Origin of the sequence: Acidovorax sp. ACV01, from assembly GCF_014851495.1 — a bacterium.
GTDB lineage: Bacteria > Pseudomonadota > Gammaproteobacteria > Burkholderiales > Burkholderiaceae_C > Acidovorax > Acidovorax radicis.
On sequence record NZ_JACUZT010000010.1, the window covers coordinates 114,300 to 140,370 of the forward strand.

Consider the following 26,071-nt stretch of genomic DNA (forward strand, 5'->3'; position numbering starts at 1 on the left):
GATCATCACACGGAACGCATTGCCCCCTCGGAGGGGCGTGGCCTCACGTGGGTTTGGCCAGGCCCAATTTCTCCACCAGCGCCTTCTCGCGCGTGAAGGTCTCCTGCGCAAACTTCTTGTACGCCGCCGTGCTCATGTACATCGGCACCATGTCATAGCGCGCCAGAGCGGTGCGGTAGCTCTCCTGCTCCATCGCCTGCTTGAAGGCATCGTGCAGGCGCTTGACCACCGCATCGGGTGTGCCCTTGGGCGCGCCGATGCCGAAGGGCGAGTTCTGCACCAAGTTCAGCCCCAGCTCCTTGAGCGTGGGCGCATCGGGGAACTTGGCCAGGCGCTCGGCGCCCCAGGTGTTGAGCACGCGCAGCTTGCCGGCCTCGACCTGCGGTGCAAAGCCGGTGGAGTCGGCCGCCGCCATGATCTGCCCGCCCAGGATGGACTGCATCAGGTCCGCACTGCCCTTGTAGGGCACGTGCAGCAGCTCCAGCCCCAGTTGCTGGGCGATGAGCTCCATCGTCAGGTGGGGGCTGGTCATGGTGCCGGTGGAGCCGTAGCTGAGCTTGCCGGGGTTGGCCTTGGCCCAGGCCACGAAGTGCGTCCAGGTCTTGAGCGGCGAGTCGGCAGGCACCACCAGGCCGAACGCATAGCCGGTGACGTTGAGCACGTAGCTGATGTCCTTGACCGGGTCCCAGTTGATCTTGGTGGTGTAGGGCAGGCGGAATACGCCCAGCGGAATCTGCGCCACGGTGTAGCCGTCCGCAGCGGCGGTCTGCAAGGCCTGCGCGGGCAGCGTGCCGCCCGCGCCGGGCTTGTTCTCCACGATGACGGGCTGGCCCAGGATCTTGCTGGCGTTGTCGGCCAGAGAACGCATGGTGATGTCGGTGGGGCCGCCCGCCGGGAAGGCGATCACGAGCTTGATGGGCTTGTTCGGAAAGCTCTGGGCCTGCGCCACGAATGCGGGGGCGGCGAGGCTGGCGGCTCCCCATTGGATGATCTGGCGACGTTGCATGGCGAGGCTCCTGAAAAGCAAAATAAAGACTTCGCCATTGGACTGCAGCGGGCCTGACGACGGTGATGCGGAAACCCCCTAGCCGGTGTCGCCAATGTGGCACCAACCGCTTCAGGCGCTGCGCTGGCTGGGCGGTCGCGTGCAGAACATCGCCGATCGCCGACCACCAACCGTCTGCCAACCCTGGGGCTCAAGCCTTGTAAGTCGACAGCAGGATGCTTGTTTCCGTGTTCGCAATGCCAGGCGTCAGGCGGATGCGGCCCAGCGCCGCGTCAAACGCCTCCAGACTCTCGGCGCGCACTTCGGCCACGATGTCCCAGCGGCCGTTGGTGGTGTGCAGCGTGCCCACCATGGGCTCGCCGCGCAGCGTGCGGATCACCTCGGGCGCGGCGTTGCCCTCCACCGCGATGCTCATCCAGGCGCGGATGCGCTGGGGCTCGGAGTCGGGCCGCAGGCGCACGGTGTAGCCCACGATGACGCCGCTTTCCTCCATCTTGTGCAGCCGGTTCTGCACGGTGCCGCGCGAGACGCGCAGTTTGAGCGCCAGCGTGGCCACGGGCGTGCGCGCGTCGGCCCGCAGGATGCTGAGGATTTCGCGGTCGGTGTCGTCCAGCCTGTTCATAGTGGGTCCTGGGGTGATCAGAACGCCAGATTTTGCTGCATTTCGATCAGTTTGAAGTCTTTTGTTTGACTGGCACTGTTCGGAAAATTCACGCACCGCCACCCTGCTGCTACCTTGAAGCCACTGACCGCCATGCCCTCCCCCGCGTCCGCCCAAGCCCCATCCGCCGTCGTGATGGTCCGCCCCCACCGTTTTCACCCCAACCCGGACACCGCGCACGACAACGCCTTTCAGGCCGCGCCCACCACTGCAGCGCCGGACGACATTACGCGCCAGGCATATGCCGAGGTCACGCAGGCCGCCGCGCAACTCGAAGCAGCCGGCGTGCGCGTGCACCTGTTCGACGACCTGGGCGAGCGCCACGCGCCCGATGCGGTCTTCCCCAACAACTGGTTCTCCACCCACGCCGGCGGCCACGTGGCCGTGTACCCGATGTACGCCGCCAGCCGGCGGCGCGAGCGCCGCAGCGACGTGCTGGACCTGCTCAAGGCCGAGTACCGCGTGCAGGACGTGATCGACTACTCGGGTCTGGAGGCGGACGGCATATTCCTCGAAGGCACGGGCGCGATGGTGCTCGACCACATCGGCCGCATCGCCTACACCGCGCAATCGAACCGCGCCGACCCGGTGGCGCTGGAGCGGTTCTGCACCCACTTCAACTACGAGCCCATGGCCTTTGCCACGGCCGATGCGCAGGGACGGCCTTGCTACCACACCAACGTGATGCTCTGCGTGGCCACCGACTTCGCGCTGGGCGGGTTCCACCTGATCACCGACGCCGCGCGGCGCGACGCCGTGCGCGAGCGGCTGCGCGAAACCGGCCGCGATGTGGTCGAGCTGAGCGCCCACCAGATCGGCGAGTTCGCCGGCAACGCGCTGGAGCTGACCGGCGCCCAGGGCCGCGTGCTGGCCCTGTCGTCGCGCGCCGCCGCCAGCCTGACCAGTGCACAGAAAGCGGTCATCGAGCGCAGCGCCACGCTGCTGCCGCTGGCCGTGCCGACCATCGAACTGGCGGGCGGGTCGGTGCGCTGCATGCTGGCGGGGGTGCACCTGGCGCGGCGCAGCACGGTGGACGCCCGGCCCCACTGACAGCCCGCAGCGCAGTGGACGAGCACACGGCGGTGCCGCCGCGCTGCGTAGACACTGGGTTTTGATTAAAAAAAGGCTCTACCGCTTGATAGACCAGCGGTAGATGCTATATTTTTAATAGCAATCATCTTTTCAAGCGCCACGTAGCGCACCGCCTACAGCCGGCCCCGTCAAACGTTTCCAGGCCAGCCACCACCCAGTTCACGGGCGCGGCACGTCGGTCGTCGCCACATCCGCATCACACCCTACGCCCGCCGCAATCCACCGCCGCGCCAGCCAGGCCAGCGGCGCCGTCAGCCAGCGGTGGTGCAGGCCCGTCACCTCGCCCGGGTCCGCCACCATGCCGCACAGATAGCGGGCATGTGCGTCGTCCCACCGCAGCGCCACGCAGGCGCCATGGCGGCGGCGCGACACCAGCATGCCCAGCGGGCAGGGCTCAGCCAGGCAGCACAAACCGCAGCCATTGCAGGGCGCGCCCACGGCCGGCTTGGGCGGCGCGTCGGCCTGCAGCCAGACCACGGCGTGGCGCGAGGGTGGGGTCGTCATCGCGCCATTGTGCCGACCGTCCGCCGCCCTGCGCACCCGCCACACCGCTGCGCCGCTTTGCAGCGCCCCGCGGCCGCTGCTGGCTTTTCAGCAATGGGCGCCAAAGCGCACACGCCCTGCTGCAAATCCAGCAGCCGTGCACAGGCGCTCGCACCCCGCCGTGGCGTCCCCGACTGCTGTCAACTGCCATACACGTCAACGCCGCAAGGTGCGTTTACCCAGGCGACGCAGCGCAAGGCGGGGCAGGCGCAGCGCCCCGGAGCCATGCGCGATTTCCGCATAAGCAGCCTCTACGCCATGGCACGCGGGTTGCGGAAGGCACAGGGTCTCAGGCCGCGGCAACGGCGCCCGGTCCGAGTGAATGCACACGCACTGCACTGCACACCTCACTGAATCACTGCAACGAAGGAACTCCCCATGCTCGATCTGTCGAAACGCTTCCTGCTGGTCTCCGCGCTGGCGCTGGGCCTGGCTGCCCCTGCCGCCGCGCAGAACCTGGAGAAATCCGAAATCCGCTACCAGGGCTGGGCCGGCCAGGTGGTCTGGATCGAACTGGCCGAAGACCTCGGCTACCTCGCCCCGCTCAAATCCAAGTGGGTGGGCAACACCATCAGCGGCCCGCAGGACATCCAGACCGTGGTGACCGGCGATGTGGACATCGGCGGCGCCTTCTACGGCGCCATCATCAAGCTCGCGGCCAAGAAGGCGCCGGTCAAGGCCGTGCTGGGCTACTACGGCTCGGACGACAACACCTACAACGGCTACTACGTGAAGGACGACAGCCCCATCAAGGGCCCGCGCGACCTGATCGGCAAGAAGGTGGCGGTGAACACGCTGGGCGCGCACCACGAGTTCATGCTGCGCGAGTACCTGGAGCGCGGCAAGCTTACCAACGCCGAGGCCAAGCAGGTCACGCTGGTGGCCACGCCGCCCGTCACCGGCGAGCAGGCACTGCGCCAGGGGCATGTCGAAGTCTCCACGCTCGGCGGCGTGCTGCGCGACAAGGCGCTGGAGCGCGGCGGTATCCGGCCGCTGTTCAAGGACCGCGACCTGTTCGGTAACTTCACCGGCGGCGCACTGGTGCTGCACAACAAGTTTATCGAGCAGAACCCCAACACCAGCCGCCACCTGGTATCGGCCCTGGCCCGCTCCATCGAATGGGCGCGCAACACACCACCGGCCGAAGTGCGGGCGCGCTACACCAAGATCATCGAAGGCCGCAAACGCGCCGAGACCGCCGACGCCATCCAGTACTGGAAGAGCACTGGCGTGGCCGGCAAGGGTGGCCTCATCACCGACAAAGAACTGCAGATCTGGGTGGACTGGCTGGTGAAGGACGAGGTGGTCAAGCCCGGCCAGCTCAAGGCCGCCGACCTGTACACCAACGCGTTCAACCCCTACGCCAACGGCGGCGTGGACAAACTGGCGGCCAGCAAATGACCAGCGTCACTCATCCCCACACTACGGCTACTGCCGCAACCAACGCGCCGGCCAAGATCCGCTTCGAAAATGTGACCAAGGAGTTCACCGTGCGCGCCGACGACGGAGGCCCGGCCAAGCGCTTTGTGGCCGTGCAGGACGTGACGCTCGACATCCGCCCCGGCGAGTTCCTGGTGCTGGTGGGCCCGAGCGGCTGCGGCAAGTCCACATTGCTCGACCTGCTCGCGGGCCTGACGCCACCCACCAGCGGCCAGGTGCTCATCGACGGCAAGGCCATCACCGGCCCTGCGCGGGACCGGGGCGTGGTGTTCCAGCAGTACGCGCTGTTCCCGTGGCTCACCGCACTGGACAACGTGGCCTTCGGCCTCGAAGTCGCGGGCCTGGGCAAGCGCGAGCGCCGCGAAAAAGCCGCGCACTACCTGCAGCTGGTGGGGCTGTCCGACTTCGCGCAGCGCTACCCGCACGAGCTCTCGGGCGGCATGAAGCAGCGCGTGGCGATTGCCCGCAGCCTGGCCTACGAGCCCCAGGTGCTGCTGATGGACGAGCCCTTTGCCGCGCTGGACGCGCAGACCCGCGAGACGCTGCAGGAAGAGCTGGTGGACATCTGGCAGCGCACCGGCAAGACCATCGTGTTCATCACCCACGGCATCGACGAGGCCGTGGTGCTGGGCCAGCGCGTGGCGGTGATGACCACCCGCCCCGGCCGCATCAAGGAGATCGTGGACATCCCCGAATCGCTGCGCGCCGACACCGACGACATCCGCTCGCTGCCGCTGTTCGGCGAGCTGCGCCACCGCATCTGGGGCCTGCTGCACGACGAGGTCGCGTCCGCGCGCCACGAACGCCGCAGCCGCATCGCCGCCCAACCCGTGATCAAGGAGTCCCACCATGTCTGACATCGCCCTGCCCGCGCACGCTGCGCAACAGCAACCCGCAACCGCCCTGCCCCATGCCGCACAGGCGCTGCCCACCCTGTGGTTGCGCCTGGCCCGCCGCGTGGCCAACGGCGCCTGGCGCTCCGGCCTGGTGCTGGCGCTGGCCGTGCTGTGGGAGCTGGCGCCCCGCCTGGGCCTGACCGACCCGACCTTCCTGCCGCCCCTGACCGAAGTGCTGGCTGCGGGCTGGGTGCTGGCGCAAAACGGCCAGCTGTGGGAGCACACCTCCATCAGCCTGGCGCGCTCGCTCGGCGGCCTGTCGATCGCCATCGTGGCCGCCATTCCGCTGGGCCTGGCCATCGGCTGGTACCAGCGGCTGGGCCAGGCGCTCAACCCGCTGATCGAGCTGCTGCGCAACACCGCGCCGCTGGCGCTGCTGCCGGTGTTCCTGCTGCTGCTGGGCATCGGCGAAGTGTCCAAGCTGTCCATCGTGGTCTATGCCTGCGCCTGGCCGCTGCTGCTCAACACCATCGCCGCCGTGCGGCAGGTAGACCCGCTGCTGGTCAAGTCCGCCCGCACCATGGGCGCCACGCCGCGCCAGCTGTTCGTGAAGGTCATCCTGCCCGCGTCGGTGCCCACGATCTTCGTCGGCATCCGCATGGCTGCCGCATCGGCCATGCTGGTGCTGATTGCTGCGGAAATGGTGGGCGCGAAGGCCGGGCTGGGCTACCTCATCATCTACGCGCAGTACAGCTTCCTCATCGGCGACATGTATTTCGGCATCATCGCGATCACGGCGATTGGCGTGAGCCTGAACTTCGCTCTGCAGAAGCTGGAGCGGCATTTCACCGCCTGGCAAGGCGTGGCGCGCTAAGAGCGGCTAACAAAACTCTTCTGGCGTCGTTGCCGCGTCTTGTCGTACTACTCGTACTGCCTGCGACGCGGCGCCTAGCCAGAACCGCTTCGCTGAGTTTTGTTATCCGCTCTAAAGCTGCATTCACCCGAAAGTCATCGACATCACCCCAGCAAAAAGGCCACTGCGTGCAAACGCGGTGGCCTTTTTTGTTGGGGTGCAGCGACAGGGGTGCGGGCGCTGCGCGCTTTTGCCGTTGGGTTCAGCGCAGCGCGGCGCCCAGCAAGTGGTAGCTCTGGTCCAGCCGTGCGGTGCTGCCGTCGCGCACATCCCAACCGACCGCACGGCGGTAGCTGCCCCACAGGGGGGCCGCCGACTGCGCGGCAGGACTCACATCGGTCTGGGCCTCGGCAAGCGTTGCCAGGGGCACGGTCTGCGGCGCCACGTACAACGCGTCCACCGGGCAATACAGCTCACACATGAAGCAAGTCTGGCAGTCCGCCTGCCGCGCGATGGCCGGCAGGCCCGCAGCGTCTATGCCCGACGCGGCAGGGGCCGCATCGAACACGCGCGTGGGACACACCGCCACGCAGATGTTGCAGCCCGTGCAGCGGGCCGCGTCAATCAGCTCGATCATGCGGCGGCCACCTCACACTCGGTGGAGGCGCCGCGGCCAGCTGGCAGGCGAGCCACCCACACCTGCTGCAGCCCGCCCACCACGAGATGGTGCTGCTGGGCCGGGTCGATCTGGGCATAGTCGGTGCGCCGGTGCATGCCCCGCGTCTCGGTGCGCGCCAACGCGCTTTGGTACATCCAGCGCGCGTGGGCCAGCAGGGCCACGGCCTGGCGTGTGCGCCGCTGGGTCTCAGGCAAGGCGGGGGCGCTGCGCTCGGCCAGCGTCCACAGCGCGTCCAGGCGCTGCAGCGAAGGCTCCAGCCCATCGCGGCTGCGAAACCAGTTGCGCTCCAGCGGGAAGACTTCGGCCTGCACGGCCGCCACCAGGGCTTGCGGGTCAATGCGCTGCGGGGTCGCGGTGCTGACGCGCGAGCGCGCCGCCGCCAACCCCACCTGCCCCGCACGCCACACCGGCGCGGCGGCAGGCGTGCTGCGGTGCGCCAGTGCGTGGTCGGCCGCCCCGGCCCCGGACCAGAACCCGGTGGACAAGGCCCAGGCAGCGTTGTGGCTGCCGCCGCCGGTGAAGCCTCCGCAGATGGGCTCGCGCGAGGCCACGTCACCCGAGGCGTACAGCCCCGGCACGCGGGTCGCGCAGTCGAGCCCCTGCAACTGCAGTCCACCCGTGCCGCGCACCGTGCCTTCGAACCGCAGGGTGATGGGAAACGGCTGGGTGAACGGGTCCCGGCCCAGGCGGTCAAAAGGCAGAAAGAAATTGGGCTGCGCCTGCCGCATCCACGCGCGCACCGCGCCGTCGGCCTTGTCGAGCACGGCATACACCGGCTCGCTGATGAGGCGCCGCGCGATGATGCTGCGGCCTTGCGACGAGCCCGCGCCTTCAATCACAGCGCCGCCCGGTTCGCGAAAAGTCGCCCAGTTGTAGAACAGCGATTTGGTCACGCTGGAAAACGTGGGCCCGAGGCCGTAGGCGCTCGAAAACTCCATGCCTGAAAAAGCTGCGCCCGCCTCGGCCGCCATCAGGTGCCCATCGCCGGTGAGCACATCGGTGCCCAGCGCCTTGCTGAGGAAGGCGCAGCCGCCGCTGGCCAGCACCACAGCCCCTGCGTGCACCGCCCAAGGCGTGTCGCCGGGCTCTGCCACGCCCGTGGCACCACGCACCTGGCCGTGGGCATCCACCAGCAGTTCGAGCGCGGGGTGGTGGTCGAGGATGCGCACGCCCGCCGCCTTCACCCGCTTGCGCATCAGGCGCATGTATTCGGGGCCCTGCAGCGAATTGCGCCGCTCGTTGCCCGCATCGTCCACCGGGAAGGGGTAGCCCCAGTCGGCCAGCTGCTGCAGGTTGTGCCAGGTCTGGTCGAGCACGCGGTCCATCCACTCGTGGCTGGCCAGAAAGCCGCCCGGCGCCTCGCGCTGGGCCTTGGCCGCCGTGCGGGCCTGCAGGTCGGGCGGCACCCACCAGGTGCCGGTGCCCGAGGGTGCGGTGGCACCCGAGGTGCCGCAAAAGCCCTTGTCCACCAGGATCACGCGCGCCCCGCGGGCTGCAGCGGCAATGGCGGCCCAGGTGCCGGCCGGGCCGCCGCCGATCACCAGCACATCGGCTTCGTGGGTGGGGTGCGCCAGGCGCTCGGCGCGGCGGGTGTCGAAGGTTTCAGTCATGAAAAACTCCAAGGGGGTGAAACAAGAACGGGCAGCGCACGACGGCAGACCGCCGCTGCCGCGCCCGCCACGCGGACCACGGCAGCGGCGGGCGCGTCAGATCGTGATGCGGGTGCCGTCGAAGCGTGTGAACGAGAAGCCCTCGAACGGCTCGCGGAAGGTCTGCTTTTGTTCGCGCAGCAGGCTGACGACCAGGGCCTCGCCCTGCGCATAGGCGGCAGCGGCATCCGAGCGCCAGTGGATGCCGGCAGCCGTGCGGCCCGAGCCGTAATTCAGCGCCAGCTTGTTGAGCTCGCCCCCCACGGTGAGCGCCGGGCCTTGGTACGGGATGAGCCGCGTGGGGTCGCTCGGGTCGGGCTGCACCGGGTTGGCGATGACCAGGGATTCGTCGTAGAACGCCTTGAGCAGCGTGGCGGTGACGGCCGCGATGATGGCCGCGCCGCCGGGGTAGGACGAATGAATGGGCGCGCCCTCCGGGTACACCTGTGACAGCAGGTAGGTGCCGTTCTTCGCGCGGCTGCGCTCCAGCGCCTGCGAGCCCAGGAAGGACTCATGGATCGGGTACTCGTTGACCCGGTTGGCCAGGCGGTGGTGCACCAGCCCGCCAAAAGCCTCGGGGCGCAGGATGCGCTGCTCGTACCACTTCTGGTAGTAGTTGACGCGGATGGCCAGCGATGTGGCCAGCGACAGAACCGACTGGAAGTAGGCCGAGCCGAAGGTGCCCGAGGCACCGCCGCTGGTCTTGAGCTTGAGGTACGGATTGCTGGGCGCCAGGCTTTTGTCGCCCGCAAACAGCCCGCCGTAGCCCGGCTGCGCCGCCGACAGCGGCGTGCCCAGCAACTGATTGGCCGCGAAACTGAACGCCACCGCCGCATGCGCGTAGGCCGCCAGGTCGCGCGTGGTGGCGATGTGGCGCAGCGTGGGGTCGAACGCAATGCGCCCGGCGGGGGCCTTGCCGTTCTGCACGTTGAGCCACTCGTCATAGCCCGTGAGGAACTCGTTGGCCGGTGTGTAGGTGCGGATGCGGGCCGACAAGGTTTGGGGTCCCAGGGGCACATCGCGGTACAAAAACTGTGAAATGTAAGGCCCGTCGGTCACACCCGGCGGGGTAGCCCAACGGCCAGTGCGCCCCGTGCGGTCGTTGCTGTCCACGTACCACGCCGCGCCGCGGAATAGCGTCTGCGGCGTCACCTTGCCGTTGACCTTGGGGCCGTGAAAGTCCGGCGCGCGGCTGAGTTCATCGGCTGCGGCAATCACATCGGCGTGCCGCGTGCCGTCCTGGAATTCGCTGAAAGGCACGTCGCGCAGCAACGCCACCCAGTAGATCTCGGCGGCCTCGCCCGCGCGCTGCGTGCCCGCCAGGGTGGGCGCGGGCGGCAGCGAAAACTGGGCGGCATTGAGGCCGTCCAGGCTCACCGCCAAGGTGCCGATGGGGTTGACCAGCTTGCGTGTGCCACCCAGCACGATCTTTTCAAAGTCGGCCGGGTCGCGCGATGCGAACGCAGCCGTGGCCAGGTTCCAGGCCGGCAGGTCCACCTCGCCCCGGGCGTTGTGCGGCAGGCCCCGGGTGTCCGAGCCGATCTTGTTGGCGTACAGCGCATCGTCACCGTTGACAGGGTGCGGAGGAATCGGCACGGCCGCACTGGCGCGCGCGAGGTCGATGCGCAATTGTTCAGACCTGCGCAAAAACTGCGCGTCGTAGCCTGCGGCAGCCGCACCGCCAGTCCCCGCCTGCTGTGCCTGCGCCGCCGCGCTGCCCATCAGGAGGGAGGGAGCCACAGCGGCGCCACTGGCCAGGCCCGCCAGCCCTGCGCCCGCCTGGCCCAGGAAGTGGCGCCGCGGTGTGTTGTGTGGAGCGCCCGGTGTAGAGGCCGTGGGTTGCGATTCAGATGGATGCATGAAAACTCCCTGGGTTGTTGTGGTGGCGGATGGATTGGGCGGCGGTTGCGTGGCGCTGAAGCGCCGCAGCTTCACTGTGCGTAGCGCAAGTGGGTGGGCGGTTGAAGCGGCAGAGGGCGATGGTTGCCAGAGTGGGCGGGCTCGGCCAGCAGGCCGTGGCGTTTGAGCAGGGTGCGCAACGTGTTGCGCGTGACCCCCAGCAGCCGCGCGGCCTGCACCTGGTTGTCATTCGATTGCTCGAAGGCGCAGCGCACCAGCGCCGCTTCGACCGATTCGTACAGCCGGGGGGCGCCCCGCTCCACCAGGCTCTGCAACGCCGCCTGCAGCGATTCGGTGGCCGACGCGGAGGGCGGCGGACCCAGTGGTGGCACCTGGGCGGGCATGAACATGCCCGCGAACCCCGGCGCAGGCTGCAAGGTTGACACCAGCTTCAGATCGCCAGGCTCAATGACCCCCACGTGGGCAACGATCAGCGCAAAGTGCACCACGTTCTCCAGCTCACGGATGTTCCCCGGCCAGGCGTACGACAGCAGCGCTTGCCGCGCGGCGGCTGACAAGCGGGCCGGTGACTGCCCAAGGCGCTGTGCGTAAAGGGCCATGAAATGCTCGGCCAGCGGCAAGATGTCGCCGGGCCGTTCTCGCAATGGCGGCAAGCCTACGGAGGCCACGTTGAGCCGGTAGTAGAGGTCTGCACGGAAATGCTGTGCCTGGACGGCGCGCGCCAGGTCGATGTTGGTAGCCGCAACGAGGCGCACATCCAGCGTGACGGGTTTGCGCGAGCCCAGGCGCACAACCTGGCGCTCCTGCAACACGCGCAGCAGCTTGACCTGCAGCGCCTGGGGCAGGTCGCCGATCTCATCCAGAAACAGCGTGCCCCCCTGCGCGGCCTCGAACCAGCCTGCGCGCGCTTGCGTGGCGCCTGTGAAGGCCCCGGCCTCGTGGCCGAACAGTTCGGCGTCGATCAATGACTCGCTGAAAGCACCGCAATTGACCGCCACAAACGGCCCCCGCCGGCCACTCTGGGAATGGATGTGGCGTGCGATCAGCTCCTTCCCCGTGCCGGTTTCTCCCACCACCAACACCGACGCATCGCTGCGCGCAATGCGGTCCACATGGACCAGCAACCGGACAGAGTGCGGGTCATGGAACAGCAGCGCCTTGGCCCGGATGGTCGGAGCCCCACCTGCTGGCGATTCGGGCAGCGTGAGCAGGCGGTGGGAGGAAGGGGCGGCAGAGGCCGGTGAGAGGCTGGACATGCCGCCAGACTAAGGCGCTCTTCACCGCATGCGAACGCAGGATTTCGCATGTGGATATGCAGGAAACCGGCGCGGTGGTCCGGCAGCCTCACACACCACTCCACGCGACCGCGCAGTCTCGTCGCATTGCGCCACGGGGCGGCCATCCACACCACTCCGACATCTTTCCCGGGAGGGCGTAAAAAAAGCCCTCGCTGCCGGGGCAGCGGGGCCAAATCCGGTCGCGGGGACCGGCGAGGGAGACAAGCTACACGAGAGAAAAGGGGCACCCACTGCGGCAAGGCCGTCAGCCCATTCCCAGGGCCGACCCCATGCCGAACCCAGGGCTTAACAGCCGCTAGGGCGGTTGGGGCGCATGGGGACGATGCCCGTCACACGCAGCGTGGCGTTTGATCCGTCGGAGGCCGTCAGTGTCTTGCCACTGAAGCGCACCTGATTGCTCTCCCGCACCACTGCCGTGTCGGTAGGCTCGCCACTGGCGTATTCCTTGCCGTCAAAGGTCAGGAAGACCTGGTGCAGACCCGTCGCATCCGGGCGATAGCGAATGTCGCCAAACGCGGTCGCCGCAGAGCCTACCTTGTTGGCGCCATCAAAGCGGAAAGCACACAACTCGGGCACCGAGCCGACGGGGTTTTCCTTGTCCACGTTCGTGAGGTTCAACGTTCCGTTGCCATACACGCCGTTGAGGCCATCGAGCGTGGCGCTGCTCACGGTCAGCACGCCAGGTTCGTTGCTGGGCGTGGGGTCGTCATCATTGCCGCCGCCGCAGGCCACCAGCAGTACAGAGGAGGCCGCGAGGGCGGTACAGGTCTTGAGGAAAGTAGAAGCGTTCATGGTGATGGGCGTCCTTGGATGTGGATGGAAGGTGGGGAGCCGATCCCCTGAAACCCATCGTAGGAAGCCCACCCCGTACAACACGTGCGCCATGTTCCGCGCAATGCGTAGGACACGGGCCGACAGGGGTGTGCGCCAAACACCGGGCTCGCACCCTGCCGCCGCCCTCACTCACACGACCATCACACCGCCAGCGCGCCTCAGCGTGCCAGCACAGTCGCCAGCGCCTTGCCCGTGTGCGTGCCTGCGGCCACCACGTCCTCAGGTGTTGCTGCAGCCACAATGCGCCCGCCCGCGTTGCCGCCCTCCGGCCCCAGGTCCAGAATCCAGTCGGCTTCGGCGATCACATCCAGGTCGTGCTCGATCACGATCACGCTGTGGCCGCCATCCACCAGGCGGTGCAGCACGCGGATGAGCTTGTCCACGTCGGCCATGTGCAGGCCCACGGTGGGTTCGTCCAGCACATACAGTGTGTGCGGCGCCTTCTGGCCCCGTCGGCCCACCTCGTCTCGCACCTTGGTCAGCTCTGTCACGAGCTTGATGCGCTGGGCCTCGCCACCACTCAGCGTGGGTGACGGCTGGCCCAGTGTGAGGTAGCCGAGGCCCACGTCCTGCAGCAGCTGCAGTGGGTGCGCAATGCTGGGCATGGTGGCGAAGAAGCCCACGGCCTCGTCCACCTCCATCTGCAGCACATCGCCAATGCTCTTGCCGCGCCAGGTCACCGCCAGCGTCTCGGGGTTGAAACGCGCGCCGTGGCAGGTTTCGCAGGGCACCTTCACATCGGGCAAGAAGCTCATCTCGATGGTGCGCACGCCCGCGCCTTCGCAGCTGGGGCAGCGGCCTTCGCCGGTGTTGAAGCTGAAGCGCCCAGCTGCATAGCCGCGTGCCTTGGCCTCCAGCGTTTCGGCAAACAGCTTGCGGATGGTGTCCCAGAAGCCGATGTAGGTGGCGGGGCAGGAACGCGGCGTCTTGCCAATGGGTGTCTGGTCCACTTCGAGCACACGGTCAATGCTCTCGAAGCCCGACAGGCCCGTACAACCCACCAGCGGCGGCGCCTTGCCTGCATCCATGGCATCACGTCCGGCCTTGGTGCTGCGCTGCTGCACCCAGGCCTGCACATTGGCGAGCAGCACGTCGCGCGCCAGCGTGGACTTTCCCGACCCGCTCACACCCGTCACCGCCACCAAGCGGTGCAGCGGCACGGTGGCTGTCACGTTCTGCAGGTTGTGCAGCTGCGCTCCATGCACGGTGAGCCAGCGCATGGCGGCGCGTTCCTTGGCCTCGGTCAACGCGTCAGCCGCCAGCGATGCGGCCTGGGCCGCACGCTTCTTGACGGCCGCACTCTGCCGGCCGGTGGGAGCCGCCGCCTCGGACTGTGCAAAGGCGGCCGTGGCCTCGGCGCTCACGGCACTGGGCGCCATGCTGCGGCGCAGTTGCAGCGGGTGCTTCATCGCGTGCAGCAGGTAGCGGCCGGTCTGCGAGTCTTCGGCCCCCGTGATGTCGGCCACGCTGCCCTGCGCCACCAGGCGCCCGCCGCGTTTGCCCGCGCTGGGGCCAATGTCGATGATGTGGTCGGCACGGCGGATGGTGTCTTCGTCGTGCTCCACCACCACCAGCGTGTTGCCCTTGTCGCCCAGCTTGTGCAGGGCGTTGAGCAGGATCTGGTTGTCGCGCGCATGCAGGCCGATGGTGGGCTCATCGAGCACATAGCACACACCCTGCAGATTGCTGCCCAGCTGCGCGGCCAGGCGAATGCGCTGCGCCTCGCCACCGCTCAGGGTGGGCGCGCCGCGGTCGAGCGTGAGGTAGCCCAGGCCCACTTCTTCCAAAAATTCGAGGCGGCTCTGGATCTCGGGCACCAGGTCGCGGGCGATGTCGGCCTCGCGCTGGGTCATGCCACCTTCAATGCGCAGGGTCTCGATCCAGCGGCGCACATCGGTTACCGAGAGTGCGGCAATGTCGGTGATGCCCACGCCTGCAAATCTGACCGCACGGGCCGTGGCATTCAGCCGCGTGCCACTGCAGCTCGGGCAAGCCGTATCGGCCAGGTCTTCCACCTCGGGCTCGGCAAAGGTCTGCTCACGGCCCTTTTCCTTGTCGTCCTGCACCGAATCGTCAAACACCTTGCGCTGGTCCTTGGTGAGCTTGACACCCGTGCCCACGCAGTCGGGGCACCAGCCGTGTTTGCTGTTGTACGAGAACAGGCGCGGGTCCAGCTCGGCATAACTCGTGGCGCACACGGGACAGGCACGCTTGGTGGAAAACGCCTGCAGCGTGCCGATGCCCGCCGTGGGCTGGCCGCTTTCCATCGCAGCGCGCAGACTGGCCATGTCGCTCAGCACATGCACCACACCCTTGCCATGGGTGAGCGCGTCGGCCAGTGCCGTGCGCAGCGCGGCTTCGTTCTCGGGCGACACATCGAGGCTGGCCACGGGCAGCTCGATGGTGTGTTCCTTGAAGCGGTCGATGCGCGGGAAATTGGTGGTGGGCAGGAAGTTACCGTCCACGCGCAGGTGCGTGTGGCCACGCGGGCGCGCCCAGTCGGCCAGCTCGGTGTACACGCCCTTGCGGTTCATCACCAGCGGCGCGAGCAGCCCGATGTGCTGGCCGCGGAACTGCGTGAGCAGCTGGGCCGCAATGCTCTCGGGTGTCTGCGGCTGCACGGCGGCGCCGTCCTTGGTGCAGTGCTGGGTGCCAAGCTTGACGTACAGCAGGCGCAGGAAGTGCCACACCTCGGTGGTGGTACCCACGGTGGACTTGCGCCCGCCGCGCGAGAGGCGCTGCTCGATGGCAACGGTGGGTGGGATGCCGTACACCGCATCCACCTCGGGCCGCCCTGCGGGCTGCACGATGCTGCGTGCGTAGGCGTTCAGCGATTCGAGGTAGCGGCGTTGGCCTTCGTTGAAAAGGATGTCGAACGCCAGCGTGGACTTGCCCGAGCCGCTCACGCCGGTGACCACGTTGAACTTGCCGCGCGGAATATCCACGCTCAGGTTCTTGAGGTTGTGCTCTTTAGCGTTGATGATTTCAATGGCATTTTTGGCCACTGGCGCTTTATCCATAAGCGCTGAACGCTCCTGTTTTCGTAGCACAGCAGCTTTTTCGTGCACCGAGTGGCCACCGATGCCCAGGGTCAGTTCGTAGTCGCGCAGGGCCAGGCCGGTGTGCGAGGTGGCGTGCTGGCGCACATCTTCGGGCGTGCCCTCGGCCACGATGAGGCCGCCCGCGTAGCCGCCCTCGGGGCCCAGGTCGATGAGCCAGTCGCTGGCGCGAATCACATCGAGGTTGTGCTCGATGACGATGAGCGAGTGCCCCGCATCGATGAGCTTGCGTAGCGCGCGCATGAGCTTGGCGATGTCGTCAAAGTGCAGGCCGGTGGTGGGCTCGTCGAACAGGAACAGCGTGCCCTTGCGCGCCACCGTCTGGCGCGATTTGGACGCGCTGCGCGCGGCCTCGGCCAGGAAACCCGCGAGTTTGAGGCGCTGCGCCTCGCCGCCGCTGAGCGTGGGCACGGGCTGGCCCAGCGCCACGTATTCGAGCCCCACATCCACAATGGGCTGCAGCGCGCGGATCACATCGCGGTCGCCCGCAAACAGGTCGGCTGCCTCGGCCACCGTGAGGGCGAGCACGTCTGCCACGTTGAGGCTGCGGCCACCGCGTTCGATGGTGATTTCCAGAATCTCGGGCCGGTAGCGCTTGCCGTCGCAGTCGGGGCAGCGCAGGTACACGTCCGACAGGAACTGCATCTCCACATGCTCAAAGCCGGAGCCCCCGCAGGTCGGGCAGCGCCCGTCGCCGCTGTTGAAGCTGAACTTGCTGGCGGTATAGCTGCGCTGGCGCGACAGCGGCGCCACGGCGTACAGCTCGCGGATGCTGTCCCACGCGCCGACGTAGCTCACGGGGTTGGAACGGGCCGTCTTGCCAATCGGTGACTGGTCCACAAACACGACATCCGACAAATGGTCGGCACCCAGCATGCGGTCGTGCGCGCCCGGCGTGTCGGTGGCCTTGCCAAAGTGGCGCAGCAGCGCGGGGGCCAGCACATCCTGAATCAGGCTGGACTTGCCCGAGCCGCTCACGCCGGTCACGGTGACCAGCCGCTGCAGGGGGAATTCGACCGACACGTTCTGCAGGTTGTGCTCGCGCGCGCCTTCGAGGATGAGGCGCGGAGTGGATTCCGTCACCATGCGCTTGAAGCCAAAGCCCACATGCTTGCGGCCGCCCAGGTAGGCGCCGGTGAGCGTGTCGGCATGGCGCAGGTCGGCCGTGGTGCCGTCAAAAACGATCTGCCCGCCCAGGCGTCCGGGGCCGGGGCCCATGTCGATCATGCGGTCGGCCGCGAGCATCACGGCCGGATCGTGCTCCACCACCACCAGGGTGTTGCCCGCATCGCGCAGGCGCAGCATGGCCTCGGTGATGCGGTGCATGTCGCGCGGGTGCAGGCCAATGCTGGGTTCGTCGAGCACGAAGAGCGTGTTGACCAGCGAGGTGCCGAGCGCCGTGGTCAGGTTGATGCGCTGCACCTCGCCGCCACTCAGCGTGCGGCTTTGCCGGTCGAGCGTGAGGTAGCCAATGCCCACGTCGCACAGGTATCTGAGGCGCGTGGTGATTTCTTCGTGCAGCAATTTAAGCGCTTGCGCATCGCCGCCTTTGGCATCGTCGCCTACCGGCAACTGCATGCGATCAAAGAACTTTCGCAGGCGGTCGATAGGCAGCAGCATCAGGTCGTGCAGGCACAGGCCGGGCAAGGCCCCCAGCTGTTCGCGCGACCATTGCACGCCTTCGGGCATGAAGCGTTTGCCAGGCTCCAGCACCGCATCGGCATCCTCCTTGCGGCCGATGCGCCAGAGCAGGCTTTCGGTCTTGAGCCGCGCGCCCGCGCAGGTGGGGCATGGCGTGTAGCTGCGGTACTTGGACAGCAGCACGCGGATGTGCATCTTGTAGGCCTTGCTCTCCAGGTATTCAAAAAAGCGCTTGATGCCGTACCACTGCTTGCTCCACTGCCCGTCCTTGTAGCCCGGCGTGCCTCCGATGACCCATTTCTTCTGGTCGTCGGTGAGCTTGTACCAGGGCGTGTCGCGCGGTATGCCCGCCGTCTCGGCATGGCGCATGAGGTCGTCCTGCGCTTCTTTCCACGCGGGGGTCTGGATGGTCTTGATGGCACCCGCGCGCAGGGTGAGCTTGTCGTTGGGAATGACCAGGCCGTAGTCCACACCGATCACGCGGCCAAAGCCCCGGCAGCTGTCGCACGCGCCCACGGCGGAGTTGAACGAAAAGGCGGACGGAATGGGGTCGCTGTAGCGCAGGTCACTGTCGGGGCAGTGCAGGCCCGTCGAAAAACGCCACAACTCGGGCTCACCGTCGTCCACCAGCCGATACACGTTGAGCCGCCCCGTTCCGCGCTTGAGCGCGACCTCGGTGGCCTCGATCACGCGTGCCTTCTCGGCATTGCCCAAGCGGAAGCGGTCGGCCACCACATCCAGCACCTTGCGCGGCCCTGTGGGCGTGCCCACCTCGCGCTCGGCCTGCACCTTGGTGAAGCCGCTGGCGGACAGCCATTGTTCGACCTGTTCGGCCGACGTGTTGGCGGGTAGTTCGACCGGGAAGGTCAGCACGATGCGCGGATCACCGGCTGCGGCGCAACGCGCGGCCAGCTCGGCATAGATGGTTTCGGGCGAGTCGTGCCGCACCGGCTGCGCGGTTGCTTTGTCGAACAGCTGGCCGGCGCGCGCGAACAGCAGCTTCAGGTGGTCGTTCAGCTCCGTCATCGTGCCCACGGTGGAGCGGCTGGAGCGCACCGGGTTGGTCTGGTCGATGGCAATGGCCGGGGGCACGCCCTCGACCTTGTCCACGGCGGGCTTGTCCATGCGGTCGAGGAACTGGCGCGCATAGGCGCTAAAGGTCTCTACATAGCGGCGCTGGCCTTCGGCATACAGCGTGTCGAACACCAGGCTCGACTTGCCCGAGCCGCTAGGGCCCGTGACCACCGTGAGTTCGCCGGTGCGGATGTCCAGATCCAGGTTCTTGAGGTTGTGCTGGCGTGCGCCGCGGATACGGATCAGTCCCTGGGTCATGTGGGCAGTCTTTTTCGAGGGTGAGGCGGAACATTCTAGGGACCGCTGCAGGCCCCGTCTGTCCGTGCCGCAATACCCCCTGAATCCGCATCTACTGACAAGTCCTGTCACAACATCGGGTTATGCCGGTTCGCAAACAGAGTGCATTTGTCTAGAGTGGCCAGACAATTGCAAGGAGACGACCATGTACAGATGGACACAATGGGGAGCCACGGCAGCCCTGGCCGCCGCGCTGTGCGGCACGGGCCATGCCCAGATCCTGATCGGACAAACCGCAGGTTTCTCCGGGCAAGTAGCGGCTGGCGTCAAAGAAACCACCGATGGCGCCCTGCTGTACATCGATGCCGTCAACGCCAAGGGCGGCGTCAACGGCCAGAAGATCGAGCTGACTTCGCTGGACGACAAGTTTGACCCCAAGCTGGCCGCAGAAAACGCGCGCAAGCTGATCGAGGAAAACAATGTGTCGGCGCTGTTCCTCACTCGCGGCACGCCCCACACCGAGGCCATCATCCCCATGCTGGAGAAGCACGGCGTGGCGCTGGTCGGTCCCTCCACGGGGGCCATGGTGCTGCACCAGCCGGTGCGCAAGTACATTTTCAACGTGCGCGCCACCTACCAGCGCGAGGCAGAAAAGGCCATGACGCATCTGGCCTCCATGGGTATTACCCGCATTGCACTCGTCTTTGCCGATGACAGCTTTGGCGCCGATGGCGTGATCGGTGCGCAAAAGGGACTCACCGCCGCCAAACTGACGCCCGTGGTGTCGGAGAAGTTCGACCGAGCCAAGCCTGATTTCACCCCCATTGCCGCCAAGGTGTCGAAGGCTGACGCACAGGCTGTACTGATCATTGCTTCAGGCTCTGCGGTGGTCGATGCCAGCAGTGCGCTGCGCACGGCGGGCTCGGCCGCGCAGATCGTGACGCTGTCCAACAACGCATCGGGCGGCTTCATCAAGAGCCTGGGCAACAACGCGCGCGGCGTGATCGTGACCCAGGTGTATCCCAATGAACGCGCGGTGACCTATGCCATGGTCAAGGAAGCGCAGGAGCTGGCCCGGGCGAAGGGCCTGAACGAAATCAGTCCCGCCATGCTGGAGGGCTATGCGGCCGCCAAGGTGCTGGTCGAAGGCCTCAAGCGCGCCGGTCCCAAACCCAGCCGCGAAAAGATCCAAACAGCGCTCGAAAGCCTGCGCAAGTTCGACCTGGGCGGCCTGGAGATTTCGTACAGCCCGGAAGACCACACAGGTCTGGACTTTGCCGACCTGTCCATCATCGGCACGGACGGCAGGTTCCGCCGCTAAGAGCCATCCACCCGCCGCCGGCGGGTTTCGTAGGCCCGGTTTTGTCCGGGCCTACGTGTTTCTACAGTTTCTTCGTCACAATTTGTATCTATATTGACGCGTCCAACAATCAGGCTTCCTGGGGACAAACATGAGACTCACACAATGGCTTCGCAAAGGCGCCACCCTCGCCGCAGTCTTCGCAATGGTGGGCGGAGCCCAGGGCCAGATCCTTATCGGCCAGACGGTGGGCATCACGGGCTCGGCCGCGGCCACGGTGGCTGAATCGATGCAGGGCGCGGCACTGTACATCGACCACATCAATGCCCGGGGCGGCATCGGCGGCCAGAAAGTGGAGATCGTGTCGCTGGACGACAAGTTCGACCCCAAGCTGACCCTGCAAAACACCCACACCCTCATTGAGGAAAAAGGGGTGATCGGGCTGTTCATGACGCGCGGCACCCCCCACACCCAGGGCATCATGCCGCTCCTGGAGCAGCACGGCGTGCCGCTGGTGGGCCCCTCCACCGGAGCCATGGTTCTGCATCAGCCCGTGCACAAATACGTCTTCAACGTGCGGGCGCCTTACCAGCGCGAGGTGGAAAAGGCCATCACCCACCTCAATACACTGGGCATCAAGCGCATCGGCGTCGTGCATGTGGACGACACGTTTGGCGCTGACGGGCTGGCAGGGGCCCAACTGGGCTTCAAGGCCAACCAGCTGGAAGCCCTCTTTATCGAGAAGTTTGACCGCGCCAAACCCGACTACAGCGCCATTGCGCCCCGTGTGGCCCAAAAGCAGCCGCAGGCCGTGGTCTTCATTGGCACCGGTGCAGCTGTGGTGGACGGCATCAAGGCGCTGCGCGCTGCGGGGGTGTCAGGGCAGATCGTGACGCTGTCCAACAATGCCTCGGGCGGCTTTGTCAAATTGCTGGGCGACCAGGCCCGGGGGGTCGTGGTCACCCAGGTATTCCCGTCCGAGCGGTCGGTGAACTACCCGGTGGTCAAGGAGGCCATGGAGCTGGCCCGCGCCAAGAACATTTCTGATCTCACACCCGCCATGGTGGAAGGCTTTGTCAGCGCCAAGGTGCTGGTGGAGGGCATCAAGCGCGCCGGCCCCAAGCCAGACCGTGCCAAGCTGCACGCAGGCCTGGAAAGCATCAAAAAATGGGATCTGGGCGGGGTGGAGCTGAGCTACAGCGCCACGGACCACAGCGGTCTGGTGTTTGCCGACCTTTCCATCATCGGGAGTGACGGCCGCTTCAAGAGATGAATCCCCTCTCTCGCGCGGTGCCCGCGAGGGGATCGACGCCCGGGGTCTGCTAAGCCTCGCAAGGTGCGCAAGGAGTGGTCCGGCAGGACCGCTACATCACCATAAAAAGCAAAAGCCTGCAGCCTTTCGGCTGCAGGCTTTTTCCTTTTTCTATTGCCTGGAAGGGAGCCCGACAGCTTATTGCGCGCTGGCTGCGGAGGCCGGCGCCGACGCGGGCATGGCGGCGGGTGCACTGGCAGCAGACTCAGGGGCATGCACGGCATCCGCACCGTGTTTTTCACCGCCCATGTCGGCCTTGTCGCCCGCCTTGATGATCACGTACATCGACAACGCTGCAAACAGGACGAAGCCAACAACAATCTTCCACATATCAATATCTCCTTGGATGGGTTTGTTCAATCAAGGGGCCTGGAGCGCGGCGCTCTAGAACCTGTTCTTGGGTTGTACTGGGCAGCACAAGCCCCTTGATGGAACACAGGGCCCACCCCTTGCGGGGCGGGCCCTGCACACCGGTCAGAACCGATCAGTCGTTGGCGTAGATGTCAACGTCCTTGGTTTCCTTGATGAACAGGCCACCGATCACCACGGTTGCACCCGCAATGATGATGGGGTACCACAGGCCGTTGTACATGTTGCCGGTCTGGGCCACGATGGCGAATGCCGTGGTGGGCAGCAGGCCGCCGAACCAGCCGTTACCGATGTGGTACGGCAGGGACATCGACGTGTAGCGGATGCGGGTCGGGAACATTTCCACCAGCATGGCAGCAATGGGGCCGTACACCATGGTCACCAGCAGCACCAGGTAGGTCAGGATCACGGTGACCATGACCTTGTCGATGCGGGCGGGGTCTGCCTTGGTGGGGTAGCCCGCAGCCTTCAGCGCATCGGCCACTGCCTTCTTGAACTCGCCGTCCTTCTTCTTGGCTTCATCAGCAGGCAGACCCTTGCTGGTGTACGAGGAGATGACCGTCTCACCGATCTTGATCGAGGCGGGCGTGCCGGCGGCGGACGTGGCGTTCTCATAGCTCACCGAAGCGCCAGCCAGAACCTGCTTGGCGATGTCGCACGAGCTGGTGAACTTGGAGGTGCCGGTGGGGTTGAACTGGAACGAGCATTCCTTGGGGTCTGCCGTCACGATCACCTGGTTCTTGGCCTGTGCTTCGGCCAGGGCGGGGTTGGCCGCCTTGGTCAGCGCGCCGAACACGGGGAAGTACGTCAGCGCGGCCAGCAGGCAACCTGCCAGGATGATGGGCTTGCGGCCAATCTTGTCCGACAGCGAACCGAACACGATGAAGAACGGCGTGCCGATCAGCAGCGACACAGCCACAAAGATGTTGGCGGTGGCGCCATCGACCTTCAGCGCTTGCGTCAGGAAGAACAGGGCATAGAACTGGCCCGAGTACCACACCACGGCCTGGCCAGCGGTCAAGCCCACGAGTGCCAGGATCACGATCTTCAGGTTCTTCCACTGGCCGAAGGACTCGGTCAGCGGGGCCTTGGAGGTCTTGCCCTCAGCCTTCATCTTCTGGAACGCAGGCGATTCGTTCATCGACAGACGGATCCAGACCGAGATGGCCAGCAGCAGGATCGACACGATGAATGGAATGCGCCAGCCCCAGTCGCCAAAGGCTTCTTCGCCCAGAGCGGTCCGGGTGCCCAGAATCACCATCAGCGACAGGAACAGGCCCAGAGTGGCCGTGGTCTGGATCCAGGCGGTGTAGGCGCCGCGCTTGCCGTGCGGGGCATGCTCGGCCACATAGGTGGCTGCGCCGCCGTACTCACCACCCAGCGCCAGGCCTTGCAGCAGGCGCAGGATGATCAGGATGACGGGAGCCGCCACGCCGATGGACGCATAGGTCGGCAAGATCCCCACGATGAACGTGGACAAACCCATGATCAGGATGGTGACCAGGAAGGTGTACTTGCGGCCGATCATGTCGCCCAGGCGGCCGAAGAAGATGGCACCGAAGGGGCGAACAATGAAGCCCGCTGCAAACGCCAGCAGCGCGAAGATGAAGGCCGAGCCGGCATCCAGACCGCTGAAGAACTGCTTGGCGATGATGGCTGCAAGCGAGCCGTACAGGTAAAAGTCGTACCACTCGAAAACGGTGCCGAGCGACGAAGCGAAGATAACTTTCCTCTCTTCGGGCGACATCGGCCGCGGTGCGGGATGAACGGTTGCCATGGTGTCTAGTCTCCTGTTGGTTGTGCAGACCGCACTGCGGCGGGCTGTACGCATTCTTGGAGATGGCACTGACCACGCTCTGACGCGAAACCAACAAGACCTTGCACCAAACTGACCGCTCTCTGACAACTTAGGGTGAAACCCTTGCGCCCGCTTTCAGGATGCGAGAACCGCTCAGTTTTTGGCGGAAAGCCCCGATGGAAGCTGACGAACCGCCTCCCAGTCCGGCCCCTCGAACCACGCGTCTCCATCCAGGTAGGCGCGCAGCATCGGCAACCCGTCCAAGCCCCAGAACAGCTTGTCATCCACCGCGAACGCAGGCACGCCGAACACGCCCACCGCCTGTGCAGCTTCGGTGTTGGCACGCAGCAGCGCCTTGGGCCCTTCGCTGTTCGCGTCCTGGCCCGGGCGGACCTGTTCCGACAGCGCTGCCGCCAGAGCCCCCAGCCGCTCGGCATCCAGCGCATCCTGCCCGCCCTGCCACACATGGCGCAGCACCGTACCGGCCACAAAGCGGTTGATGAAACCATCATCGCTGCAGGCCAGGGCCTGGCGCAGCAGCGGCAGTGGGTTGAACGGGTGGCGTGCTGGCATCTGCAGCGGCGTGCCTTGCGCATGGCCTAGCCAGGTCACGTGGCGGTAGGTCCACGCACGCTTGGGTGCGATGCCCGCCGGACCAGGGTTGGCATGCTGCTGCAGCAAAGCGCCCAGAAGCACGGGCTGGTAGGCCACGCTGTAGCTCAACCCCTCCAGCGCTTCAGGCAGCCGCTCGAAGGCGAGCCAGGCGTAGGGTGAAACGAAGTCAAGGTAGAAGGTGATGTGCTTCATGGCCGGATCTCCTGGGGGGTCACTTCGATGCCCGCGCGATCCAGCAGCTGCACCCAGATGCCGCGGCGCAAACTGGCATCGGCGCGTGACCAGATGCGGATCTCGTCGAGCGTGCGAAAGCAGCCCTCGCAGTGGCTGCGGTCGGGCGACATGCGGCATACCGAGATGCAAGGCGAAGGCACGGCCTCGATGTTTTCGGCATCAAAATGACCTTCAGCGCTTATTTGTAGAGCTCGAGCAGCTAGCAAATTAATAGCACTCATGCTACGGACCCAGGTGCCACCACCTGCACCACATCCACCACGGGCGCACCCGTCAGCCGCTGAAGATCGCTGGGGTGCAGCGGGAACACGCTGTGCGGATGCCCGGCCGCCGCCCACACCACGTCGAAGCGCAGCAGGTCCTGGTCGATCAGCGTGACGGGCGGCGTGGCGTGCGCCACGGGCGAGACGCCGCCGATGGAAAAGCCGGTGCGCGATTTCACGAAGTCGGCATCGGCCCGGCCGATCTTGCCGCCCACATGGGCCTCGACCTTTTTCTCGTCCACGCGCCGGTCGCCCGAGGTGACCACCAGCACGGCCACGTCGTCGCTCTTGCGCCGAAAGATGATGCTCTTGGCCACCTGCCCCACCAGGATGCCCAGCGCATCGGCCGCTTGCTGCGCGGTGCGCGCAGCGTCGTCCAGCATTTGCGGCATGTGGGGGTGGTTGAGGCTTTGCAGCGCCGCAGCCACGCGCTGCACGCCCTCGGGAAGATTCTTCAATTCAGCTCCACACACGGTCGTCATCTCCTGCGCCGAGGGCGCTATCCCGCGCGTTTGGTGAGCAATGCATTCGCTGCGCGGGAATTGGGTTTACGGTTCAGGAACCCACTGATGTAGGCCCCCGCATCGATGAGCTTATCAAGATCGATGCCCGTCTCGATGCCCATGCCGTGCAGCATGTAGACCACGTCCTCCGTCGCCACGTTGCCGGTGGCCCCTTTGGCGTAGGGGCAGCCGCCCAGGCCCGCCACGGAGGACTGGTAATTCCACACCCCCAGCTCCAGCGCGGCCAGCGTGTTGGACAGCGCCTGGCCGTAGGTGTCGTGGAAGTGGCCCGACACGTCGTCGATGCCGAAGTGCTTCAGCGTGGCTTCCAGCGCACGCTGCACCTTGCGCGGCGTGCCCACGCCGATGGTGTCGGCCACGTCCACGCGCTGCACGCCGATGCCCTGGAGCAGGCTGGCAAGGTACTCCACCCGCTCGGGCGCGATCTCGCCCTCGTACGGGCAGCCCACGGTGCAGCTCATCGCGCCGCGCACGCCGATGCCAGCCGCCAACGCCGCCTCGACCACGGGCGCAAAGCGCTCGATGCTCTCGGCGATGGAACAGTTGATGTTCTTCTGGCTGAACGCCTCGCTGGCCGAGCCGAAGACCACGATCTCGTCGGGCCGGTCCGCCACCGCGGCTTCATAGCCCTTGAGGTTGGGCGTAAGCACCGAGTAGCGCACGCCGGCCACGCGGTTCACGCCCTGCATCACCTCGTGGTTGTCGGCCATCTGCGGCACCCACTTGGGGCTCACGTAGCTCGTGACCTCGATCTCTTTGAGGCCCGCGTCCTGCAGGCGGTGCACCAGCGCGATCTTGACCTCGGCCGGCACGGGCGATTTCTCGTTCTGCAGCCCGTCGCGCGGGCCGACATCGATGAGTTTGACGCGGGAAGGAATGCTCATGGTGGGCTAC

The 26,071-nt window shown here is 66.5% G+C and carries 21 protein-coding genes; 6 read left to right on the top strand and 15 right to left on the bottom strand.

Annotated features, from left to right (window positions below):
• Positions 1 to 43: 43 nt before the first annotated feature.
• On the bottom strand, positions 44 to 1,006 hold the full coding sequence (locus tag IB243_RS23965) for a tripartite tricarboxylate transporter substrate binding protein (RefSeq protein WP_192429699.1): 963 nt from the start codon (positions 1,004 to 1,006) through the stop codon (positions 44 to 46).
• 190 nt (positions 1,007 to 1,196) lie between these two features.
• Positions 1,197 to 1,628, bottom strand: a complete 432-nt coding sequence (locus tag IB243_RS23970; protein ID WP_057225953.1) for an Lrp/AsnC family transcriptional regulator — start codon at positions 1,626 to 1,628, stop codon at positions 1,197 to 1,199.
• 132 nt (positions 1,629 to 1,760) lie between these two features.
• On the opposite strand from IB243_RS23970, the gene ctlX reads away from it, so the two are divergent.
• Entirely contained in the window at positions 1,761 to 2,717 is a 957-nt protein-coding gene (gene ctlX / locus IB243_RS23975) for a citrulline utilization hydrolase CtlX (protein ID WP_192429700.1), read from the top strand.
• Positions 2,718 to 2,918: 201 nt separating this feature from the next.
• On the opposite strand, the gene IB243_RS23980 is transcribed toward ctlX, so the two are convergent.
• On the bottom strand, positions 2,919 to 3,263 hold the full coding sequence (locus IB243_RS23980; protein ID WP_192429701.1) for a hypothetical protein: 345 nt from the start codon (positions 3,261 to 3,263) through the stop codon (positions 2,919 to 2,921).
• 417 nt (positions 3,264 to 3,680) lie between these two features.
• On the opposite strand from IB243_RS23980, the gene IB243_RS23985 reads away from it, so the two are divergent.
• Genes IB243_RS23985 through IB243_RS23995 form a run of 3 tightly spaced genes read left to right on the top strand, consistent with a single transcriptional unit; the run spans position 3,681 to position 6,452 of the window.
• Positions 3,681 to 4,703 (top strand): ABC transporter substrate-binding protein, encoded by a 1,023-nt coding sequence (locus IB243_RS23985; RefSeq protein WP_056162776.1) that lies wholly within the window; start codon positions 3,681 to 3,683, stop codon positions 4,701 to 4,703.
• Positions 4,700 to 5,599: an ABC transporter ATP-binding protein gene (locus tag IB243_RS23990; RefSeq protein ID WP_192429702.1), complete on the top strand. Its 900-nt coding sequence runs from the start codon at positions 4,700 to 4,702 to the stop codon at positions 5,597 to 5,599. Before IB243_RS23985 ends, IB243_RS23990 begins: the two co-directional genes overlap by 4 nt.
• On the top strand, positions 5,592 to 6,452 hold the full coding sequence (locus IB243_RS23995; protein WP_192429703.1) for an ABC transporter permease: 861 nt from the start codon (positions 5,592 to 5,594) through the stop codon (positions 6,450 to 6,452). Before IB243_RS23990 ends, IB243_RS23995 begins: the two co-directional genes overlap by 8 nt.
• 241 nt (positions 6,453 to 6,693) lie before the next feature.
• Here IB243_RS23995 and IB243_RS24000 read toward each other — a convergent pair whose 3' ends face one another.
• From IB243_RS24000 to uvrA, 6 genes are all read right to left on the bottom strand, one after another.
• Positions 6,694 to 7,068 carry a ferredoxin family protein gene (locus IB243_RS24000; RefSeq protein ID WP_010466695.1) on the bottom strand — a complete coding sequence of 125 codons (375 nt, stop codon included), beginning with the start codon at positions 7,066 to 7,068 and terminating at the stop codon, positions 6,694 to 6,696.
• Positions 7,065 to 8,720 (bottom strand): FAD-dependent oxidoreductase, encoded by a 1,656-nt coding sequence (locus tag IB243_RS24005; protein ID WP_192429704.1) that lies wholly within the window; start codon positions 8,718 to 8,720, stop codon positions 7,065 to 7,067. Before IB243_RS24005 ends, IB243_RS24000 begins: the two co-directional genes overlap by 4 nt.
• A 96-nt stretch (positions 8,721 to 8,816) precedes the next feature.
• The gene (locus tag IB243_RS24010; RefSeq protein ID WP_192429705.1) at positions 8,817 to 10,619 is read right to left on the bottom strand and encodes a twin-arginine translocation pathway signal protein; all 1,803 of its coding nucleotides are present in this window, start codon (positions 10,617 to 10,619) and stop codon (positions 8,817 to 8,819) included.
• Positions 10,620 to 10,690: 71 nt separating this feature from the next.
• On the bottom strand, positions 10,691 to 11,875 hold the full coding sequence (locus tag IB243_RS24015; RefSeq protein ID WP_225585295.1) for a sigma-54-dependent Fis family transcriptional regulator: 1,185 nt from the start codon (positions 11,873 to 11,875) through the stop codon (positions 10,691 to 10,693).
• A 327-nt stretch (positions 11,876 to 12,202) separates the two neighbouring features.
• Complete coding sequence (locus IB243_RS24020) at positions 12,203 to 12,709, bottom strand: hypothetical protein (protein ID WP_057270406.1); 507 nt, start codon at positions 12,707 to 12,709, stop codon at positions 12,203 to 12,205.
• A 200-nt stretch (positions 12,710 to 12,909) separates the two neighbouring features.
• The gene (gene uvrA, locus IB243_RS24025) at positions 12,910 to 18,783 is read right to left on the bottom strand and encodes an excinuclease ABC subunit UvrA (RefSeq protein WP_192429706.1); all 5,874 of its coding nucleotides are present in this window, start codon (positions 18,781 to 18,783) and stop codon (positions 12,910 to 12,912) included.
• 184 nt (positions 18,784 to 18,967) lie between these two features.
• On the opposite strand from uvrA, the gene IB243_RS24030 reads away from it, so the two are divergent.
• The gene (locus IB243_RS24030) at positions 18,968 to 20,083 is read left to right on the top strand and encodes an ABC transporter substrate-binding protein (RefSeq protein ID WP_192429707.1); all 1,116 of its coding nucleotides are present in this window, start codon (positions 18,968 to 18,970) and stop codon (positions 20,081 to 20,083) included.
• Positions 20,084 to 20,213: 130 nt separating this feature from the next.
• Positions 20,214 to 21,335, top strand: coding sequence for an ABC transporter substrate-binding protein (locus IB243_RS24035; protein ID WP_192429708.1), 1,122 nt, complete (start codon positions 20,214 to 20,216; stop codon positions 21,333 to 21,335).
• A 177-nt stretch (positions 21,336 to 21,512) separates the two neighbouring features.
• On the opposite strand, the gene IB243_RS24040 is transcribed toward IB243_RS24035, so the two are convergent.
• The 6 genes from IB243_RS24040 to IB243_RS24065 form a co-directional block, all read right to left on the bottom strand.
• On the bottom strand, positions 21,513 to 21,704 hold the full coding sequence (locus IB243_RS24040) for a hypothetical protein (RefSeq protein WP_057270410.1): 192 nt from the start codon (positions 21,702 to 21,704) through the stop codon (positions 21,513 to 21,515).
• 154 nt (positions 21,705 to 21,858) lie between these two features.
• Positions 21,859 to 23,520 (bottom strand): MFS transporter, encoded by a 1,662-nt coding sequence (locus IB243_RS24045; RefSeq protein ID WP_029414364.1) that lies wholly within the window; start codon positions 23,518 to 23,520, stop codon positions 21,859 to 21,861.
• Positions 23,521 to 23,694: 174 nt separating this feature from the next.
• Positions 23,695 to 24,348, bottom strand: coding sequence for a 2-hydroxychromene-2-carboxylate isomerase (locus IB243_RS24050; protein WP_192429709.1), 654 nt, complete (start codon positions 24,346 to 24,348; stop codon positions 23,695 to 23,697).
• Positions 24,345 to 24,611 (bottom strand): DUF1289 domain-containing protein, encoded by a 267-nt coding sequence (locus IB243_RS24055; protein ID WP_192429710.1) that lies wholly within the window; start codon positions 24,609 to 24,611, stop codon positions 24,345 to 24,347. The genes IB243_RS24050 and IB243_RS24055 overlap by 4 nt, the downstream gene beginning before the upstream one ends.
• Positions 24,608 to 25,126 (bottom strand): YbaK/EbsC family protein, encoded by a 519-nt coding sequence (locus IB243_RS24060; RefSeq protein WP_029414366.1) that lies wholly within the window; start codon positions 25,124 to 25,126, stop codon positions 24,608 to 24,610. Before IB243_RS24060 ends, IB243_RS24055 begins: the two co-directional genes overlap by 4 nt.
• A gap of 26 nt (positions 25,127 to 25,152) precedes the next feature.
• The gene (locus tag IB243_RS24065; RefSeq protein WP_192429711.1) at positions 25,153 to 26,061 is read right to left on the bottom strand and encodes a hydroxymethylglutaryl-CoA lyase; all 909 of its coding nucleotides are present in this window, start codon (positions 26,059 to 26,061) and stop codon (positions 25,153 to 25,155) included.
• Positions 26,062 to 26,071 lie beyond the last annotated feature (10 nt).

What these genes read in the sequence shown, in the direction of transcription:
- IB243_RS23965 (WP_192429699.1), bottom strand. Translation starts at nt 1,006, where the DNA reads ATGCAACGTCGCCAGATCATCCAATGGGGAGCCGCCAGCCTCGCCGCC.
- IB243_RS23970 (WP_057225953.1), bottom strand. Translation starts at nt 1,628, where the DNA reads ATGAACAGGCTGGACGACACCGACCGCGAAATCCTCAGCATCCTGCGG.
- ctlX (WP_192429700.1), top strand. Translation starts at nt 1,761, where the DNA reads ATGCCCTCCCCCGCGTCCGCCCAAGCCCCATCCGCCGTCGTGATGGTC.
- IB243_RS23980 (WP_192429701.1), bottom strand. Translation starts at nt 3,263, where the DNA reads ATGACGACCCCACCCTCGCGCCACGCCGTGGTCTGGCTGCAGGCCGAC.
- IB243_RS23985 (WP_056162776.1), top strand. Translation starts at nt 3,681, where the DNA reads ATGCTCGATCTGTCGAAACGCTTCCTGCTGGTCTCCGCGCTGGCGCTG.
- IB243_RS23990 (WP_192429702.1), top strand. Translation starts at nt 4,700, where the DNA reads ATGACCAGCGTCACTCATCCCCACACTACGGCTACTGCCGCAACCAAC.
- IB243_RS23995 (WP_192429703.1), top strand. Translation starts at nt 5,592, where the DNA reads ATGTCTGACATCGCCCTGCCCGCGCACGCTGCGCAACAGCAACCCGCA.
- IB243_RS24000 (WP_010466695.1), bottom strand. Translation starts at nt 7,068, where the DNA reads ATGATCGAGCTGATTGACGCGGCCCGCTGCACGGGCTGCAACATCTGC.
- IB243_RS24005 (WP_192429704.1), bottom strand. Translation starts at nt 8,720, where the DNA reads ATGACTGAAACCTTCGACACCCGCCGCGCCGAGCGCCTGGCGCACCCC.
- IB243_RS24010 (WP_192429705.1), bottom strand. Translation starts at nt 10,619, where the DNA reads ATGCATCCATCTGAATCGCAACCCACGGCCTCTACACCGGGCGCTCCA.
- IB243_RS24015 (WP_225585295.1), bottom strand. Translation starts at nt 11,875, where the DNA reads ATGTCCAGCCTCTCACCGGCCTCTGCCGCCCCTTCCTCCCACCGCCTG.
- IB243_RS24020 (WP_057270406.1), bottom strand. Translation starts at nt 12,709, where the DNA reads ATGAACGCTTCTACTTTCCTCAAGACCTGTACCGCCCTCGCGGCCTCC.
- uvrA (WP_192429706.1), bottom strand. Translation starts at nt 18,783, where the DNA reads ATGACCCAGGGACTGATCCGTATCCGCGGCGCACGCCAGCACAACCTC.
- IB243_RS24030 (WP_192429707.1), top strand. Translation starts at nt 18,968, where the DNA reads ATGTACAGATGGACACAATGGGGAGCCACGGCAGCCCTGGCCGCCGCG.
- IB243_RS24035 (WP_192429708.1), top strand. Translation starts at nt 20,214, where the DNA reads ATGAGACTCACACAATGGCTTCGCAAAGGCGCCACCCTCGCCGCAGTC.
- IB243_RS24040 (WP_057270410.1), bottom strand. Translation starts at nt 21,704, where the DNA reads ATGTGGAAGATTGTTGTTGGCTTCGTCCTGTTTGCAGCGTTGTCGATG.
- IB243_RS24045 (WP_029414364.1), bottom strand. Translation starts at nt 23,520, where the DNA reads ATGGCAACCGTTCATCCCGCACCGCGGCCGATGTCGCCCGAAGAGAGG.
- IB243_RS24050 (WP_192429709.1), bottom strand. Translation starts at nt 24,348, where the DNA reads ATGAAGCACATCACCTTCTACCTTGACTTCGTTTCACCCTACGCCTGG.
- IB243_RS24055 (WP_192429710.1), bottom strand. Translation starts at nt 24,611, where the DNA reads ATGAGTGCTATTAATTTGCTAGCTGCTCGAGCTCTACAAATAAGCGCT.
- IB243_RS24065 (WP_192429711.1), bottom strand. Translation starts at nt 26,061, where the DNA reads ATGAGCATTCCTTCCCGCGTCAAACTCATCGATGTCGGCCCGCGCGAC.